Source organism: Janthinobacterium sp. GMG2 (assembly GCF_033949445.1).
Classification (GTDB): domain Bacteria; phylum Pseudomonadota; class Gammaproteobacteria; order Burkholderiales; family Burkholderiaceae_D; genus Janthinobacterium; species Janthinobacterium aestuarii.
This window is the reverse complement of sequence record NZ_JAXAWA010000001.1, coordinates 1-16,234: the sequence shown is the minus strand read 5'-3', so window position 1 is coordinate 16,234 and position 16,234 is coordinate 1. Positions and strand designations below refer to the sequence as shown.

12 protein-coding genes are annotated in these 16,234 nt (G+C 61.2%); 5 read left to right on the top strand and 7 right to left on the bottom strand.

The window, feature by feature from the left end:
* Window positions 1-62: 62 nt before the first annotated feature.
* On the bottom strand, window positions 63-1,913 hold the full coding sequence (locus SKZ59_RS00060; protein ID WP_034747574.1) for an ABCB family ABC transporter ATP-binding protein/permease: 1,851 nt from the start codon (window positions 1,911-1,913) through the stop codon (window positions 63-65).
* Between the two features lie 136 nt (window positions 1,914-2,049).
* Here SKZ59_RS00060 and SKZ59_RS00055 point away from each other — a divergent pair, with 136 nt between their 5' ends.
* Window positions 2,050-2,415 carry an acyl-CoA thioesterase gene (locus SKZ59_RS00055; RefSeq protein ID WP_223278886.1) on the top strand — a complete coding sequence of 122 codons (366 nt, stop codon included), beginning with the start codon at window positions 2,050-2,052 and terminating at the stop codon, window positions 2,413-2,415.
* A 21-nt stretch (window positions 2,416-2,436) separates the two neighbouring features.
* Complete coding sequence (locus SKZ59_RS00050; protein WP_319990457.1) at window positions 2,437-4,029, top strand: alkaline phosphatase D family protein; 1,593 nt, start codon at window positions 2,437-2,439, stop codon at window positions 4,027-4,029.
* On the opposite strand, the gene SKZ59_RS00045 is transcribed toward SKZ59_RS00050, so the two are convergent.
* On the bottom strand, window positions 4,026-4,892 hold the full coding sequence (locus tag SKZ59_RS00045; protein WP_319990456.1) for a LytTR family DNA-binding domain-containing protein: 867 nt from the start codon (window positions 4,890-4,892) through the stop codon (window positions 4,026-4,028). The genes SKZ59_RS00050 and SKZ59_RS00045 overlap by 4 nt on opposite strands.
* A gap of 161 nt (window positions 4,893-5,053) precedes the next feature.
* Here SKZ59_RS00045 and SKZ59_RS00040 point away from each other — a divergent pair, with 161 nt between their 5' ends.
* On the top strand, window positions 5,054-6,220 hold the full coding sequence (locus SKZ59_RS00040) for an acyltransferase family protein (protein ID WP_319990455.1): 1,167 nt from the start codon (window positions 5,054-5,056) through the stop codon (window positions 6,218-6,220).
* Here the strand turns inward: SKZ59_RS00040 and SKZ59_RS00035 are convergent.
* From SKZ59_RS00035 to SKZ59_RS00020, 4 genes are all read right to left on the bottom strand, one after another.
* The gene (locus tag SKZ59_RS00035; RefSeq protein ID WP_319990454.1) at window positions 6,217-7,899 is read right to left on the bottom strand and encodes a long-chain-fatty-acid--CoA ligase; all 1,683 of its coding nucleotides are present in this window, start codon (window positions 7,897-7,899) and stop codon (window positions 6,217-6,219) included. The genes SKZ59_RS00040 and SKZ59_RS00035 overlap by 4 nt on opposite strands.
* A gap of 60 nt (window positions 7,900-7,959) precedes the next feature.
* On the bottom strand, window positions 7,960-9,642 hold the full coding sequence (locus SKZ59_RS00030; RefSeq protein ID WP_034745464.1) for a long-chain fatty acid--CoA ligase: 1,683 nt from the start codon (window positions 9,640-9,642) through the stop codon (window positions 7,960-7,962).
* Window positions 9,643-9,919: 277 nt separating this feature from the next.
* The gene (locus tag SKZ59_RS00025) at window positions 9,920-10,969 is read right to left on the bottom strand and encodes an aminopeptidase (RefSeq protein WP_319990453.1); all 1,050 of its coding nucleotides are present in this window, start codon (window positions 10,967-10,969) and stop codon (window positions 9,920-9,922) included.
* 2 nt (window positions 10,970-10,971) lie between these two features.
* The gene (locus SKZ59_RS00020; protein ID WP_319990452.1) at window positions 10,972-13,047 is read right to left on the bottom strand and encodes a molybdopterin oxidoreductase family protein; all 2,076 of its coding nucleotides are present in this window, start codon (window positions 13,045-13,047) and stop codon (window positions 10,972-10,974) included.
* A 206-nt stretch (window positions 13,048-13,253) separates the two neighbouring features.
* On the opposite strand from SKZ59_RS00020, the gene SKZ59_RS00015 reads away from it, so the two are divergent.
* Window positions 13,254-14,447, top strand: coding sequence for a M20 aminoacylase family protein (locus SKZ59_RS00015; RefSeq protein WP_219328130.1), 1,194 nt, complete (start codon window positions 13,254-13,256; stop codon window positions 14,445-14,447).
* A gap of 1 nt (window position 14,448) precedes the next feature.
* Here SKZ59_RS00015 and SKZ59_RS00010 read toward each other — a convergent pair whose 3' ends face one another.
* Entirely contained in the window at window positions 14,449-15,345 is an 897-nt protein-coding gene (locus SKZ59_RS00010) for an NAD(P)-dependent oxidoreductase (protein WP_413774519.1), read from the bottom strand.
* Between the two features lie 107 nt (window positions 15,346-15,452).
* Here SKZ59_RS00010 and SKZ59_RS00005 point away from each other — a divergent pair, with 107 nt between their 5' ends.
* Window positions 15,453-16,013 carry an acyloxyacyl hydrolase gene (locus SKZ59_RS00005; RefSeq protein WP_034745449.1) on the top strand — a complete coding sequence of 187 codons (561 nt, stop codon included), beginning with the start codon at window positions 15,453-15,455 and terminating at the stop codon, window positions 16,011-16,013.
* Window positions 16,014-16,234: the final 221 nt, after the last annotated feature.

Below are 16,234 nucleotides of genomic sequence, written 5' to 3'. Positions count from 1 at the left end.
CTATACGCGCGCTGGAATCAGCGCGGCTGTAGCATTTTTCCTACTGATTTCACATTCCCGATTTATTTTGCCGGCGCCAGACCCGCCAACTCATCCTCTTGCGCCTCATCGTCCATGTTCGCCTGCTGGCGTTGCCACATCTGCGCGTACAGGCCGTCGAGCGCCAGCAATTGCGGATGCGTGCCCCGCTCGACGATGCGGCCGTGGTCGAGTACGAGGATTTGCTGGGCGTCGGCCACCGTCGACAAACGGTGCGCAATGACCAGGGTGGTGCGGTTCTTGGCGATGTCCTTCAGCTGCGACTGGATCGCCTGTTCGGCCTTGGAGTCGAGCGCTGAAGTGGCTTCGTCGAAGATCAATATCGCCGGGTCTTTCAGCAAGGTGCGGGCAATGGCCACGCGCTGCTTTTCCCCGCCCGACAATTTCAAGCCCCGCTCGCCCACCATGGAGTTGTAGCCATCTGGCAAGCTTTCAATAAAATCATGGATCGATGCCGCTTTCGCCGCCGCCACGATGGCCTCCTTGCTGGCGCCCGGCTTGCCGTAGGCGATGTTGTATTCGATGGTGTCGTTGAACAAGACCGTATCCTGCGGCACGATGCCGATGGCCGCGCGCAGGGAATCCTGTGTGATGTTGCGCAAATCCTGGCCATCGATGGTGATGCCGCCGCCATCGACTTCATAGAAGCGGAACAGCAAGCGCGACAGGGTCGACTTGCCCGAGCCGCTGTGGCCCACCACGGCTGTCGTCGTGCCGGCGGGGATCTGGAAATCCACGTCGAACAGGATTTGCCGCTTGGCTTCATAGCTGAAATCCACGTGGGCAAAGCGCACGGCCGCGCCCCGCGTGACGAGCGGCTGCGCTTCCGGCGTGTCGGCGATTTCGCGGTTTTCGTTCAGCAAGGAAAACAGGCGTTCCATGTCGGCCAGGCTTTGCTTGATTTCGCGGTAAATCACACCCAGGAAATTGAGGGGGATATACAGCTGGATCATGAAGGCGTTCACCAGCACCAGGTCGCCCAGGGTCATCGTGCCGGCGATCACGCCCACCGTGGCGCGCCACAGGATCAGGGTGACGGCCGTGGCGATGATCAGGGACTGGCCCGTGTTCAGCAGGGACAAGGAAGTCTGCGATTTCACGGCCGCCGATTCATAGCGCTGCAAGCCTTCGTCGTAGCGCTTCGCTTCGTAATCCTCGTTGCCGAAATATTTGACGGTTTCATAGTTGATCAGCGAATCGATGGCCTTGGTATTGGCCTTCGAATCGAGGTCGTTCATGGTGCGGCGGAAATGCGTGCGCCAGTTCGTCACCAGCACGGTAAATGCGATGTAGGACACGAGCGCCACCGCCGTGATGACGGTGAACCAGATGTCGTAATGCAAGACCAGATAGCCGAGCACGAGGGTGATTTCCACCAGGGTCGGCAGGATGTTGAACAGGGTGTAGGAAATGAGCGAGCCGACGCTGCGCGTGCCCCGTTCGATGTCGCGCGTCATGCCGCCCGTCTGGCGGTTCAAATGAAAGCGCAAGGACAGCGCATGCAGGTGGCGGAACACTTGCAGCGCGATGGTGCGCACGGCCCGCTGCGTGACCCGGGCGAACAGGAATTCGCGCAGTTCCGTAAACAAGGTGGTCGACAGGCGCAGCAAGCCGTAGGCCACCAGCAAGCCGACGGGCAGCACCAGCAGCGCTTGCGGATGGGCCGCCGTGATCGTCATGGCGTCGACGAGTTTTTTCAGGATCAGGGGCACGCCCACGTTGGCCAGCTTGGCGCCCACCAGGCATAGCAGCGCCAGCAGCACCCGCCATTTGTAGACCCAGAGATATGGCAGCAAGGTCTTGATGGTGGCGAAATCGCTGTGGCTGGCGGAAGCGGGCGAGCGGGGCGGAGGGGAAGTCTGGGAACGGCGCATGGCGAAGGTCGGCTTTTTATGGTTCAATCGGGGCAATTGTAGCCTTTCATGAGAATAAAAGATGAGCACCTCCCCAGACCGTCCCGACAACTGCCTCGCCTCCGGCCTGCCCGCCGGAAAAATGCCGGAATTGCGCATGATGCCCGCGCCGTCCGACGCCAATGTGTACGGCGACGTCTTCGGCGGCTGGATCATGGCGCAGGTCGATATCGCCGGTTCCCTGCCGGCCACGCGGCGCGCCAACGGCCGCGTCGCCACCATTGCCGTCAATTCCTTCGTCTTCAAAAACCCCGTCTTCGTCGGCGATCTGCTGTCCTTCTACGCCGACATCGTCAAGGTCGGCAACACCTCGATCACCGTCAATGTCGAGGTATATGCCGAGCGCAACCGCCTGCAGGCGTGCATCGTGAAAGTCACGGAAGCAACCCTGATCTACGTGGCGACGGACTCCGACCGCAAGCCGCGCAAGGTGCCGCCGATCGAGACCTTGCTGTCGTCTTGATTGTTGCAATCATTCCACAGCATGGATAGCCAGCGCCGCATTTTCCTGCAAAGCGCTGCGCGCATCACGGCACTGGCCGCGGCCGGCAGCGTGCTGTCCGGTTCCAGCGCGAGCGCCGCCACGCGCATGAATGGCGCCGGCTATCCGTTTGCGCTCGGTGTCGCTTCCGGCTCACCCTTGCCGGACGCCGTCGTGCTGTGGACGCGCATCTGCCACGACCCGCTGCACGCAGCCGCCACGCCCGCCATCGCCCTGAACGTGCGCTGGGAAGTGGCCGAAGACGAAGCGTTTCGCCGCATCGCCGCCAAGGGGCAAGCCACGGCCATGCCCGCCCTCGCGCACAGCGTACACGTCGACGCGGGCGGTCTCGCGCCCGGACGCTGGTACTGGTACCGTTTCATGCTGGGCGACGCCGTCAGTCCCGTGGGCCGCACGCGCACGGCGCCCGCGTCCGGCGCCATGCCTTCCTCGCTGAAACTGGCCGTCGCCTCGTGCCAGCACTGGGAATTCGGCGCGTATGCGGCGCACCGGCACATCGCCGCAGCGGCGCCCGACCTGGTGGCCTTCCTCGGCGACTACATCTATGAGTGGGGGCCGTACCAGTTGCAGCACCCGGGCCGGGCCGTGCGCACGCATGAAAGTTTTACGCTGGACGACTACCGCGCCCGCTACGCGCAATACAAGAGCGACCGCGACTTGCAGGGCGCGCACCTGGCCGCGCCGTGGATCGTCACCTGGGACGACCATGAAGTGGCCAACGATTACGGCAATGACCGCGACGAGTTGCTCACGCCCACCTTTTTGCAGCGCCGCGCGGCCGCCTACCAGGCGTTTTATGAACACATGCCGCTGCGTTTGCTGCCGCTGGGGCGGCGGGGCTTTGTCGACATGCGCATCTACCAGCGCTACGACTGGGGCCGCCTGGCGCGCTTCCACATGCTGGACGACCGGCAATACCGCGCCTATCACGCGTGCGCCAGGCCGGGCCGCGGCGGCTCCAATTCCGTCACCACGCGCAATTGCCCCGACCTGCGCAAACCGCAACGCACGATGCTGGGCGAAGAACAGCAGCGCTGGCTGCAAGCCGGTCTCGATGATTCTCCCGCGCGCTGGAATATTCTGGCCCAGCAAACCCTGATGGCGCAATCGAGCCAGGTGCCGATTTTGCGGCCCGGCGACGAACGCGTCTGGACCGATGGCTGGGATGGCTATCCGATGGCGCGCCAGCACCTGCTCGACGCCTTGCAAAGCAGCAAGGCCAGCAACCCGCTGGTGCTGTCGGGCGACGTGCACACTTTCTATGCGAGCGAGCTGAGCCTCAACGCCATGCGGCCCACCGGCAAGAACAATCCCGTGCTGGCCACCGAGTTTTGCGGCACCTCGATCACCTCGAGTTCCCGCCCGCAGGCGCGCACGGAACAGTACGTGGCGATGAATCCGCACATCCGCTACGGGCGCAGCGACAAGCGCGGCTATATGTTGATGGAGATCACGCCGGAGAAAACCACGACCTTGTTCCAGGGCCTGGAGAACGTGCGCGACAGCGCGTCAAGCATCGCGACACTGGCCCGCTTTACCGTCCAGAACGGCAAGGCGGGCGTGCAACGCAGCTAGCAACTACTTTTCAAGCCCTCGCGATAGCGCCGGCTGACGGGCACCTCGCCGCCCGTGGTCAGCACGGCGCGCGCATCGCCCGATTCCAGTGGTGCGATTGCCTGCACGAAATCGAGGTTGACGATATAGCTGCGGTGCACGCGCACGAACCGCTTGCCGTCCAGGCGGCGCTCGATGGCGGCCATGGTCGAGCGCAGCGGGTAATCGTGGCCACGCACGTGCAAATTCACATAATTGCCCCAGGCCTGTATCCATTCAATGTCGCCGGCGGGCAGCAAAAAATCCTTGCCCAGCTTGCGCACGAGGAAGCGTTCCGGCTGCTCTACCGGTTCCACGGCCGGCCCTTCATCGGGTTCGCCGAGCAGGGTCGCCTCGCCTTGCCAGCGCATCAGCAGCAACTGGTAAAAGCCCACGGCCAGCAAGACGAGGAAGTAAGCACGCACATCTTTCAGGTATTCATACGGCAGCTCGCGCCACCAATTACCGAAATCGTAATCGCTGCCCTGACTCCAGTACGCCAGCTTGCGCAGGGCCACCATGGCCGCCACATGCACGAGGCTGTAGACGACCGACGCCGCCAGGTGCCAGCGCAGGTTCTGACGCTGGAACACCAGGTGCAGGGGCCGGTACTGTCCCGCCAGCACGACCACGGGCACCAGCGCCAGCAGCACGAGATTGCTGCTCCATTCCCACACGGCCACTTCCCAGAACGGCGTATTGACCCCGGTGCGCCGCAGGTCCAGCCACACGAGCCAGCTGTTGACGCTGGCCTGCAACAGGGTCAGCACGATCCAGAATCCCGGCTCGGCCACGCGGCGCCAGCGTTGATAACGTTGCAACAGATCAGTGGAAGCGATGTGCATGGGCTCGGACGATAAATTGGTTACATGATTGTAAGGTCCTACACCCGTCCCAAGCGACCCATTCGTCCCAGCCAGCCGTCCACTGGTCCCATTTCACTGGCTCGCAGCCCCGCCGCTGCCTATGCTGGGGCCTCCTTCATCACTCGCCCACGATCATGACCATGGACTCCCGCCGCCACGATATCGACGCCTTGCGCTTTCTCGTCTTCAGCCTGCTGATTGTCTATCACACCGCCCTGCTGTACATGGATGGATGGAATTTTCACATGCACAGCAGCTACGCCACCGATGCCTTGAACATGCCGCTGGTCTTCCTCAACCGCTGGCGCATGGAAATCGTCTTCCTCATCTCGGGCGTCTCGTGCGCGATGATGACGCAAGCCTCGCGCGGCGCCTTCCTGTGGCGCAGGACCAAGCGCCTGCTGTTGCCGCTGCTGTTCGGCATGGCCGTGATCATTCCCGTCCAGCCATATTGCGAAGGCGTCAGCAAGGGCCTGGTCGAGCCTGGTTATGGACAATTCCTGCTCCATTATTTTGGCGGCTACGCCTGGCCGGCAGGCGCCTTCGATGGCTGGCAATATGGTTTTACCTGGAACCATCTGTGGTATCTCGTGTATTTGCTGCTGTACATCGTCGTGCTGGTGGCGCTGCAGCCGCTGCTGGAGCGGATGAAACCGTACTTCCAGCATCTGCGCGGCTGGCGTTTGCTCGTCTTGCCGGCCCTGCCCGCACTGGCCGCGACAGTCTTCCTCAAAATGCGCTATCCGGAAACCCATGCGGTAGTGCACGACTGGTATGCGCACGCCATGTATTTCACGCTGTTCGTGTATGGCTGGTGGCTGGGCAATGACATGGGATTGTGGGCGGAACTGGCGCGCCTGCGCTGGCATACGCTGTGGCTGGGCCTGGGCGCGTTTGCCGTGTACATGGCGTTCGACCAGATTTATTCGGAGAATCTGCTGACCTGGGCCTCGTTCGGCTCCTGGCCCATGCGCAACCTGTATATGTGGCTGGCCATCTGCGCCATTCTGGGCTGGTCGCACACCTTGCTGAATAAACCATTTGCCTGGCTGCCATGGGCGCGCCAGGCCGTCTTTCCCTGGTACATATTGCACCAGAGCGCAATCATCGTGCTGGCCTACTGGCTCGTGCCCCTGAAGCTGGGCCCCGTGGTGGAGCCGCTACTGATACTGGCCGGCACGGTGGCGACTTGCTGGCTGGGGACGTCGCTGCTGATCAGCAAGGTGAACTGGCTGCGCCCCTGCTTCGGCTTGCCCGCCCGGCCAGGCCGGAAGCTGGCGGCGGAGACAAGCCTGGCGGCGAACTAGGCAACCTTCTTTTCATCGCGCAATTGACGGCGCAAGATCTTGCCGACATTGGTCTTCGGCAATTCATCGCGGAACTCGATGTATTTCGGTTTCTTGTAGGCCGTCAATTCATGCTTGCAATGCTCACGGATCTGTTCCACCGTCAGGTTCGGATCCTTGCGCACGACAAACACTTTCACGGCTTCACCCGCGTTGGCGTCCGGCACGCCGATGCAGGCGCACTCGAGCACGCCAGGGCAGGAAGCGACCACGTCTTCCACTTCGTTCGGATACACATTGAAGCCGGACACGATGATCATGTCCTTCTTGCGATCCACGATTTTTACATAGCCGCGTTCATCCATGACGCCCACGTCGCCCGTCTTGAAAAAGCCGTCTGCCGTCATCGACTTGGCCGTCTCGTCCGGACGCTGCCAGTAACCGGCCATCACTTGCGGACCGCGCACGGCGATCTCACCCGGCTCGCCCAGCGGCACTTCGACGCCATCGTCGTTGAGAATCGCCACTTCCGTCGACGGGAAAGGCAAGCCGATGGTGCCCGTAAATTCCGTGATATCGACGCGGTTGCCCGTCACCACGGGCGACGTTTCCGACATGCCATAGCCTTCGATCAGCGGGCAGCCCGTCAGTTTCAGCCAGCGTTCGGCCACATTGCGCTGCAAGGCCATGCCGCCGCCATTGCACACTTTGTAGCTGGAGAAATCGAGCTTGGCGAAGTCGGCATTGTTCAGCAGCGCGTTGTACAAGGTATTAACGGCCGGGAACACGACGATCTTGTGCTTGGACAATTCCTTGACGAAACCGGGGATGTCGCGCGGGTTAGGGATCAGCACGTTCAAGCCGCCCACGCGCATGCCCATCAGCGCGCTGACCGTCAGCGAATAGATGTGATACAGGGGCAAGGCGCACATGAATCCCATCGAGGTAGCGCGCATTTCCTTGGTCATCACGGGCGAAATCCACGCCTCGTTTTGCAGCACGTTGGCGATCACGTTACGGTGCAACAACATCGCCCCTTTCGACACGCCCGTCGTGCCGCCCGTGTATTGCAGGAAGACGATATCGTCATGCCCCTGCTGCACCGGCGTCAGGCTCAAGCGTGCGCCTTCGGCCAGCATCTTGTTGAAACTGATGGCGCCCGGCAAGGAAAACGCGGGCACCATTTTCTTGATCTTGCGCACGACGAAGTTGACGATGGTGCCTTTCAGTCCGCCCAGCAAGTCGCCCATGGTGGCAACGATCACGTGCTTGACCTGGGTATGCGGCAACACCTGCTCGACCGTGGTGGCGAAGTTTTCCAGCACGATGATCGCTTCGCTGCCCGAATCGATCAGCTGGTGCTGCAATTCACGGGGCGTGTACAGCGGGTTGACGTTGACCACCGTGTAGCCGGCGCGCAAAATCGCCGCCATGGCCACCGGATACTGCAGCACGTTCGGCAGCATGATCGCCACGCGCGCACCCGTCTTCAGGCCCTTGCTTTGCAGCCAGGCGCCCATCTGCAGCGACAGCTTGTCGAGCTCGCGGTAGGTGAGGAATTTATCCATGCACACGAACGCGTTGCGGTCCGCATATTTCTGGAACGACTCTTCCAGCAAATGCGTGACGGAACGGTATTGCGTGCAATCAATCTCTGCGGGAACGGTGTCCGGGTACGACTTCAACCAAATCTTGTCCATCTATGCCTCATCTTTATCTGTAGAAAGGGTGTGCAGCCTGATGCGCACACCCTGCACTGTTTATGCTGCTGTCTTCGTTTCGTCACGCAGGGCGCGACGCAAAATCTTGCCGACGTTGGTCTTCGGCAGTTCATCGCGGAACTCGATGTATTTCGGCCGCTTGTAGCCGGTGAATTGTTCCTTGCAATACGCGGCCAACACTGCCTGGGTCAGGTTCGGATCCTTGCGCACGACAAACACCTTCACGGCCTCGCCAGAGTGTTCGTCCGGCACGCCCACGCAGGCGCACTCGAGCACGCCCGGATGGGCCGCGATGACGGCTTCCACTTCGTTCGGATACACATTGAAGCCGGAGACGAGGATCATGTCTTTCTTGCGGTCGACGATCTTCACGTAACCGCGCTCGTCCATGATGCCCACGTCGCCCGACTTGAAGTAGCCATCAGGCGTCATGACCTTGGCCGTTTCATCGGGACGGTTCCAGTAGCCGCTCATCACTTGCGGACCGCGGATGGCGATTTCGCCCGTCTGGCCCAGCGGTACTTCCTTGCCGTCATCGTCGAGGATGGCGATATCGGTCGATGGCACGGGCAAGCCGATGGTGCCGGAAAACACCGTGGTATCGGCGCGGTTGCAGGTGGCGACGGGCGACGTTTCCGACAGGCCATAGCCTTCGATGATGGACACGCCCGTCACTTGCAGCCATTTATCGTTGACGGCTTGCTGCACCGCCATGCCGCCGCCATTGGCGATCTTCAAGCCCGAGAAATCGAGCTTGGCGAAATCGGGATGGTTCACCAGCGCGTTATACAGGGTATTGACCGCTGGCAGCAGGTTGAATTTGTACTTGCCCAGCTCCTTGATCAGGCCCGGGATATCGCGTGGATTCGGGATCAGGATATTCAGCGCGCCCACGCGCGTGCCCCACATCGCGCACGCCGTCAGGGCAAAGATATGGTACAGCGGCAAGGCGCAGACGACGATCATCTGTTCCTTGCTGTTCTGGTCGAGCGCCGCGCCCGACCATGCTTCGCTCTGCAGCACATTGGCGATCACATTGCGGTGGCTCAAGGTCGCGCCTTTCGACACGCCCGTCGTGCCGCCCGTGTATTGCAGGAAGGCAGCGTCATTGATGCTCAGCTCGACAGGCGTGAGTTTCATGCGGCTGCCCAGCGCCAGCGCCTGCTTGAAACGCATGGCGTTCGGCAAGGAATACGCGGGCACCATCTTCTTGACGTTGCGCACGACAAAATTGACGATCGCGCCCTTCAAGCCGCCCAGCATTTCGCCCATGCTGGCAACGATGATGTGCTTGACGGCCGTCTTGGCCAGCACTTGCTCCAAGGTATGGGCAAAGTTTTCCAGCACGATGATCGCTTCGCTGCCCGAATCGTTGAGCTGATGCTCGAGTTCGCGCGGCGTATAAAGAGGATTGACGTTGACCACCGTGTAGCCGGCGCGCAAGACGGCGGCAATGGCAACCGGATACTGGAGCACGTTCGGCATCATCAGGGCCACCCGGGCGCCCTTTTTCAAGCCACGGCTTTGCAGCCAGGCACCAAGCTGGCGCGAATAGGTATCGAGTTCGGCATAGGTGAGAAATTTGTCCATGCAGACATAGGCATTGCGGTCCGCATATTTTTGAAACGCTTCTTCCAGCAGATGCACCAGCGAACGATATTGATCAGGATCGATGTCGGCGGGGACGCCGGGAGGATACGACTTCAGCCAAATTTTTTCCATCCTGTGCCTCTTTGTCTCGAATAATCGTGGGGGAGCCGGCGCACCCTGCCGGCGCGGATCATTGCTGCGGATTCTGTTGTCCTGCAGTCAGTTTGAGCATTCTGACGAGCAATTGCTCTATGCTACTAATGCGATGCTATCGGGCGCCGCGCTTCCATGCAAGCGCTTTCAACAGTATTCGAGCGGCAACTCTAGGGGTATTTTATGCTGCAACGCAACATGATAAATACACTGTTGCAGGATCGTCTGGCTCGGCGTACGGGACAATCTTTACGGGTCAGGGGCTGGACAATTGTTCCAGCGCACGCCTGCGCTCAGGCTTGTTCATCTGGGCCATTGTGTGCACTGCAGCATAAAAAGCACGAAAGTTCTTTTTTTCTTCCAGCAATTTTCTGAAGGCCGGCAAAAATTCATTGTAGGTAGACACGGAAGCCAGGTGTGCATTGCTCAATGGCTGCTCGAACCAGCGGTCGTAACCGGCAAAGCCACCCCAGTTTTGCTTGAGTACCTGATATGCATCTTGCAATGCCGCAAACACCTGCGCCTTGCGCGCGCGCTTCTCCGCATCGCTGGCGCCGCTCGCATACACGGCTTCCAGTTCGCCCCGGTATGTCAACAGCAGGGCCAAAAAATCCTGGCGCCGCGCCGCATACTGGTCGTACGCGGCGCGCATCGCGTCATTGCCCTCGCGCGCCAGCCAGCGCTGCACACCCGCCTCTTCCACGGCACTGGCAAACGACTCGTTGAAGGCCGAATCGCCGGGCACGTACACCACCTGGTGCGCCAGTTCATGGAAGATCAGGCGCGCCAGTTCCGCATCGTTGTAATTGATAAAGGTCGACAGCAAGGGATCGTCGAACCAGCCCAGCGTCGAATACGCGGGCACGCCGCCCACCTGTACGTCGTAATGCTGGGCACGCAACTCGTCGGCATACGCGAGTGCCTCGTCCTTGCTGTAATAGCCGCGGTAATTGACGCAGCCGGCGATGGGGAAACACCATTGCAGCGGCTGCAGCGACAATTCCGGCGTGGCCACCACGTTCCACAGCACGAAGGGGCGCCGCAGGGAGGCGTAGTTCTTGTAGCTGCCATTGTCCGGCAAATCCAGCTCGCTGACGGCAAAGCGGCGAATCTGCTGCGCCTTGGCCAGGCGCACTTTCAGGCGCGGCTCGGTGGCCGGGTCATCGAGCCAGTCGCCGATGGGGCGCGCGCCGGACCACAGCGCATATTGTCCCTGCGCCGCCTGCGTGTAGTAGCGCAGCTGCGTGCACCCGCCCAGCGACAGGCACAGCATGCCGACAAGCAAGCGGGCCGGCCAGCGCGCCATGGTCAGCCAGCCTTTTCCACTTCGACCAGCGTATCGTAGAAGGTCGGCGCGCGGCCCATGTCCGTCAGGCGCTGGCTCGTCACTTCATTGGCGTTCTTGCCGTCGCTGGCGAGTTTCTTCCACCATACGGACAAGCCCACCACCAGGCCGCGTCTGGCCTTGTCCGTCACCCTGGCCTTGGCCACGAAGCTGCCGCGGTCGTTGAAGATGCGTACCATGTCGCCAGCCGCGATGCCGCGCGCGGCGCAATCGTCAGGATGGATGTCAAGGTGCGGCTCGCCTTCGGCCGCGCGCAAGCTTTTCACGTTCACAAAGGTGGAGTTGAGGAAGTTGCGTGCCGGCGGGGAAATCATGGCCAGCGGATAACGGGCCGCCAGCGAGGGATTGCTGGCCAGCGATTCGTGCGGCGCGATATACGCCGGCAGGGGATCGAGTCCCGCCTGCGCCATGGCGCTCGAATACAACTCGCACTTGCCTGATGGCGTGGGGAAACCACCGTGGGCAAATGGCGCCTCGGCCATGGCCAGCTTTTGCCAGCCCGTGCGTTTCAGCGATTCCCAGTCGAAATGCACGGCGCGCGCATCGGTCGTGTCGAATGCCTTGGCTGCCAGCGCATCGTCGCTTTCCTGGAAGCACGGGTCATCAAAGCCCATGTGCTGCGCCAGCAAACGGAAGATTTCCGTATTCGCCTTCGCTTCGCCCAGCGGCGCCACGGCCGCGTTGTTCGCCATCATGTACAGGTGGCCGTAGGTGGAGTGCGCATCGATGTGTTCCAGCTGCGTGGTGGCGGGCAACACGATGTCGGCGTAATCGACGGTATCGGTCTGGAAGTGTTCGAGCACGACCGTAAACAAATCCTCGCGGGCAAAACCCTGCGCCACTTTCGAGGAGTCCGGCGCCACGGCCAGCGGATTCGAGTTGTAGACGATCACGGCCTCGACTTGCGGGCCGAACTCGGCGGAACTTTCTTTCAATAAATCGTCACCAATGGTGCTCATGTTGATCGTGCGTGGCGTGCCTTTCAATAAATCCGGGCGCTGCAAAGCCTTGCGGTTGACGGGGAAGGAACCCGAGCTCGACAACTGCATGCCGCCGGCCGGATGGCGCCAGGCGCCCGTCAGCGCGGGCAGGCAGGCGATATTGCGCACGGCCATGCCGCCGCCATGCACGCGCTGCACGCCGTAGTTGGCGCGGATGGCGGCGCCCTCGCCGGAGCGGCATGCCTGGCCGTACAGGCGCGCCAGTTCCACCACTTCCGTGGCCGTGATGCCGCACACCTCGGCCACGCGCTCGGGCGGCCATTCCAGGGTCCGCTGTTTCAGTTCCGCATAGCCGATGGTGTACTGCGCGATATAGTCGTGATCGACCAGGTCTTCCGTGATCAGCACATGCATCAAGCCCAGCGCCAGGGCCGCATCGGTACCCGGCAGCAAGGCGATATGCTGGTGGCATTTTTCGGCCGTCAGCGAGCGGTAGGGATCGATGGCGATCAGGGTCGCGCCATTGCGCTTGGCCTCTTGCGCGCGCATCCAGAAGTGCAGGTTCGAGGCGATCGGGTTGCCGCCCCAGATGATGATCAATTTCGCGTTCTGGAACTGCTCCATATCGGTGCCGATGCTGGCGCCCACCGTGTAGCGGTAGCCCGTGGCACCGGCCGAGGCGCAGATGGTGCGGTCCAGCAGGGAAGCGCCGAGCTGGTTGAAGAAGCGCGACGACATCGATTCACCCTGCACCAGGCCCATGGTGCCGCAGTAGCTGTAAGGCAAGATCGCCTGCGGATCGCGCGCGGCGATCGGTTTCAAGCGGGCGGCGATGGTCTGCAGCGCTTCTTCCCAGCTGATGCGCTCGAACTTGCCTTCGCCCTTCTTGCCCACGCGGCGCAGCGGGTGCAGCAGCCGGTCCGCATGGTAAGTGCGCTCCGTGAAGCGCGATACTTTCGTGCACAGCACGCCAGCCGTGGTCGGATGGTCAGGATCGCCCTTGACGGCCGTGGCCACCCCATCGGTCACGGTGACCAGCAAGGCGCAGGTATCGGGGCAATCGAGCGGGCAGGCGGCGCGCACTTGGGTGGTGGTCATGGGGCAATCCAAAAACGTTGGGGGAAGGCGATACTGTAAACCATTCCGCGCGCTTGCTGTTGGCGCCGTGGCAAGCACGTCCGTGCGCTGGATTTACCCGGCAAACAAGGGCTACAATGCACTATTAGCCGCGCCTGTTTTCGATCAAGCAAGCGCGGTCCGGCGCGCCATACATTGCTGCGTGCCAGCATCCACAGGAGAGTCCCATGAAACTAGTTGATCCGATCTTGGCGTTTCAATCCGAGCTGCAAGGTATCCGCCGCGACCTGCACGCGCATCCCGAGCTGTGCTACGAAGAACAGCGCACTTCGGACGTGGTCGCCGCCAAACTGACGGAATGGGGCATCCCCGTGGTACGCGGCCTGGGCCGTACTGGCGTGGTCGGCATCATCAAAAATGGCACGTCGACACGCGCCATCGGCCTGCGCGCCGACATGGATGCCTTGCCGATGCAGGAAATGAATACCTTCGAGCATGCTTCACGCCACCCGGGCAAGATGCACGCTTGCGGCCACGACGGCCACACGGCCATGCTGCTGGGCGCCGCCCATTACCTGGCGCAGCACCGGAACTTTGATGGCACGGTCTACCTGGTTTTCCAGCCAGCGGAAGAAGGCGGCGCCGGCGCGCGCGAAATGATCGAGGATGGCTTGTTTACCCGCTTTCCCATGGATGCCATCTACGGCATGCACAACTGGCCAGGCGCCGAAACGGGCACCCTGAGCGTGGTGGAAGGGCCCATGATGGCGTCCAGCAATGAATTCCACGTCACCGTCAAAGGCAAGGGCGCCCATGCGGCCCAGCCCCACAAGGGCATCGACCCCGTCATGGTGGCCGTGCAAATCGCGCAAAGCTGGCAAACCGTCATCACGCGCAACAAGAGTCCGCTCGACACGGCCGTGCTGTCGATCACGCAAATCCATGCGGGAAGCGCCACCAATGTGATTCCCGATGACGCCAGCCTGGTCGGTACCGTGCGCACTTTCACCAAGCCCGTGCTGGACTTGATCGAAGAGCGCATGCGCGAGATCGCCGTGCACACGGCCGCCGCCTTTGGCGCGGAAGTCGATTTCCACTTCAAGCGCAACTATCCGCCGCTGGTCAACCATGCGAAAGAAACGGCGTTTGCCGTCGAAGTGATGAAAAGCGTGGTGGGCGCCGACAAGGTCAACGCGAATGTCGAACCGACCATGGGCGCGGAAGATTTTTCTTTCTTCCTGCAGGAAAAAGCCGGCTGCTACATCTTCATCGGCAATGGCGACGGCGAGCACCGCGATGGCGGCCACGGCCTGGGCCCGTGCGTCTTGCACAATGGCAGCTACGACTTTAACGACAATCTGCTGCCGATCGGCGCCAGTTTCTGGGTCAAGCTGGCCGAAGCGAGCCTGCCCATCGCTTGAATCAGCTCAGTTGATCCGGACCGGTGCCCAGGCGCTGGCCCGGATTCAACGCTTCCAGGGCCAGCAAGGCGGCCGCGTGATCGGCCGTCGGGTGGGTGCCGGCGAGGGCTTCATAGCGCTGCGTCACCAGTTGCGTCACCGGCAAAGTCACGTGCGCTGCTTCGGCCGCCGCAAGGATGTTGTGCATATCCTTGATCTGGCTTTTCACCTGGCCGCCAGCAACAAAATTGCGTTCCAACATGCGCTGGCCATGCACCTCCAGAATCTTGCTCTCGGCAAAACCACCGCGGATAGCCGCCCGTACGGCGCTCGCATCGGCGCCCGCCGCTTGGGCCAGCAACAGCGCTTCAGCCACGATATTCAAGGTGGCGCCGACGATCAGCTGATTGCACAGCTTGGCCACCTGTCCACTGCCGGCCGGCCCCACCAGGGTCGGGCGTCCCATGGCTGACAGAATCGTTTCAACCTTCGTGTAATCGCTGGCGCTGGCGCCGGCCATGATGGCCAGGGTACCTGCCTGCGCCCCACCGACGCCACCGGACACGGGCGCATCGATGAAGCCATGCCCCGCAGCGTGCAAAATGGCATGAAATTGCTGGGCTTCCGATTGCTTGGTGGAACTCATGTCGATCCAGAGCGCACCAGTGGACAAGGCCGGCAACGCCTCTTGCAGCACCTGCGCCACGATAGGGCCAGCTTCCAGCATCGAGATGACGACGTCCGCCCCGTTGACGGCCTCAGCCACTGAAACGGCCGGCTGCGCCCCTGCCGCACGCAGGACTTGGGCCTTGCTGTGCGTGCGATTCCAAATTGTGACAGAATATCCAGCGCGCAGCAGGCACCGGACCATCGGCCCTCCCATTAGGCCAATACCGAGAAATGCGATTTTTGTAGACAATGTCAATTCAACCTCTGAGATCAAACAGGTGGCGGGAGTAGTGTGCAAAACTAGGTGCCTGCGCTAACAAGACAAGCCTGACGGCCAATTTTACGATGAAAGTCTCTATGTCCTTCAAGAAGAATCTCCTCAAATCCATCGCCGCTGTTGCCGCGTTGATGGCGGCTAACGCCGGCTTTGCCGCCGACGACAAACTGATCGACTCCGTCTACGGCGAATATGCCAAGGGCGTGAAGGTACAAATGGTACGCGCCGGCGTGACCTCCAACTGGGATAAAGCCTGGTTTGTATCGAATGGCACGCAGCTGAGCGGTTACTGGGATGCCAGCATCGGCGGCTGGGATGCCAAGAGCTATCAGAATGTCTCAGGCCAGCATCAAAAACTGTGGGATCTGGGCTTTACCCCCGTGTTCCGCTTTGAAAATACGAATAAGCTGGGTTTTTATGCGGAAGCCGGCATTGGCGTGCACATGCTGTCGAAACTGTACAACAACGACGATGACCGCCTGTCGACCCACTTCCAGTTCGGCGACCATATCGGCGTCGGCTATGTCTTCAATAACAAATGGGAAGTCGCTGCGAAGATCCAGCATTTCTCGAATGGCGGCTACAAGAAACCAAATAGCGGCGTCAATTACATGAACGTCAAAGTCGCTTATCACTTTTAATGAAGGTGATAAATGACAAAGGCAGCGCGTAGCGCTGCCTTTTTTTCGTTTGTCACTTGGCTGCCGACTTGTCGGATTACGCTACGCTAATCCGACCTACCCGCCATCCAATAAACGTAGGTCGGCTTAGCGCAGCGTAAGCCGACAAGCACCCGCGGCGCCCAACAAAACCACCAGACGTAAAAAAACCCCAACCAGATCACCGGAAGGGGTTTTTTCGA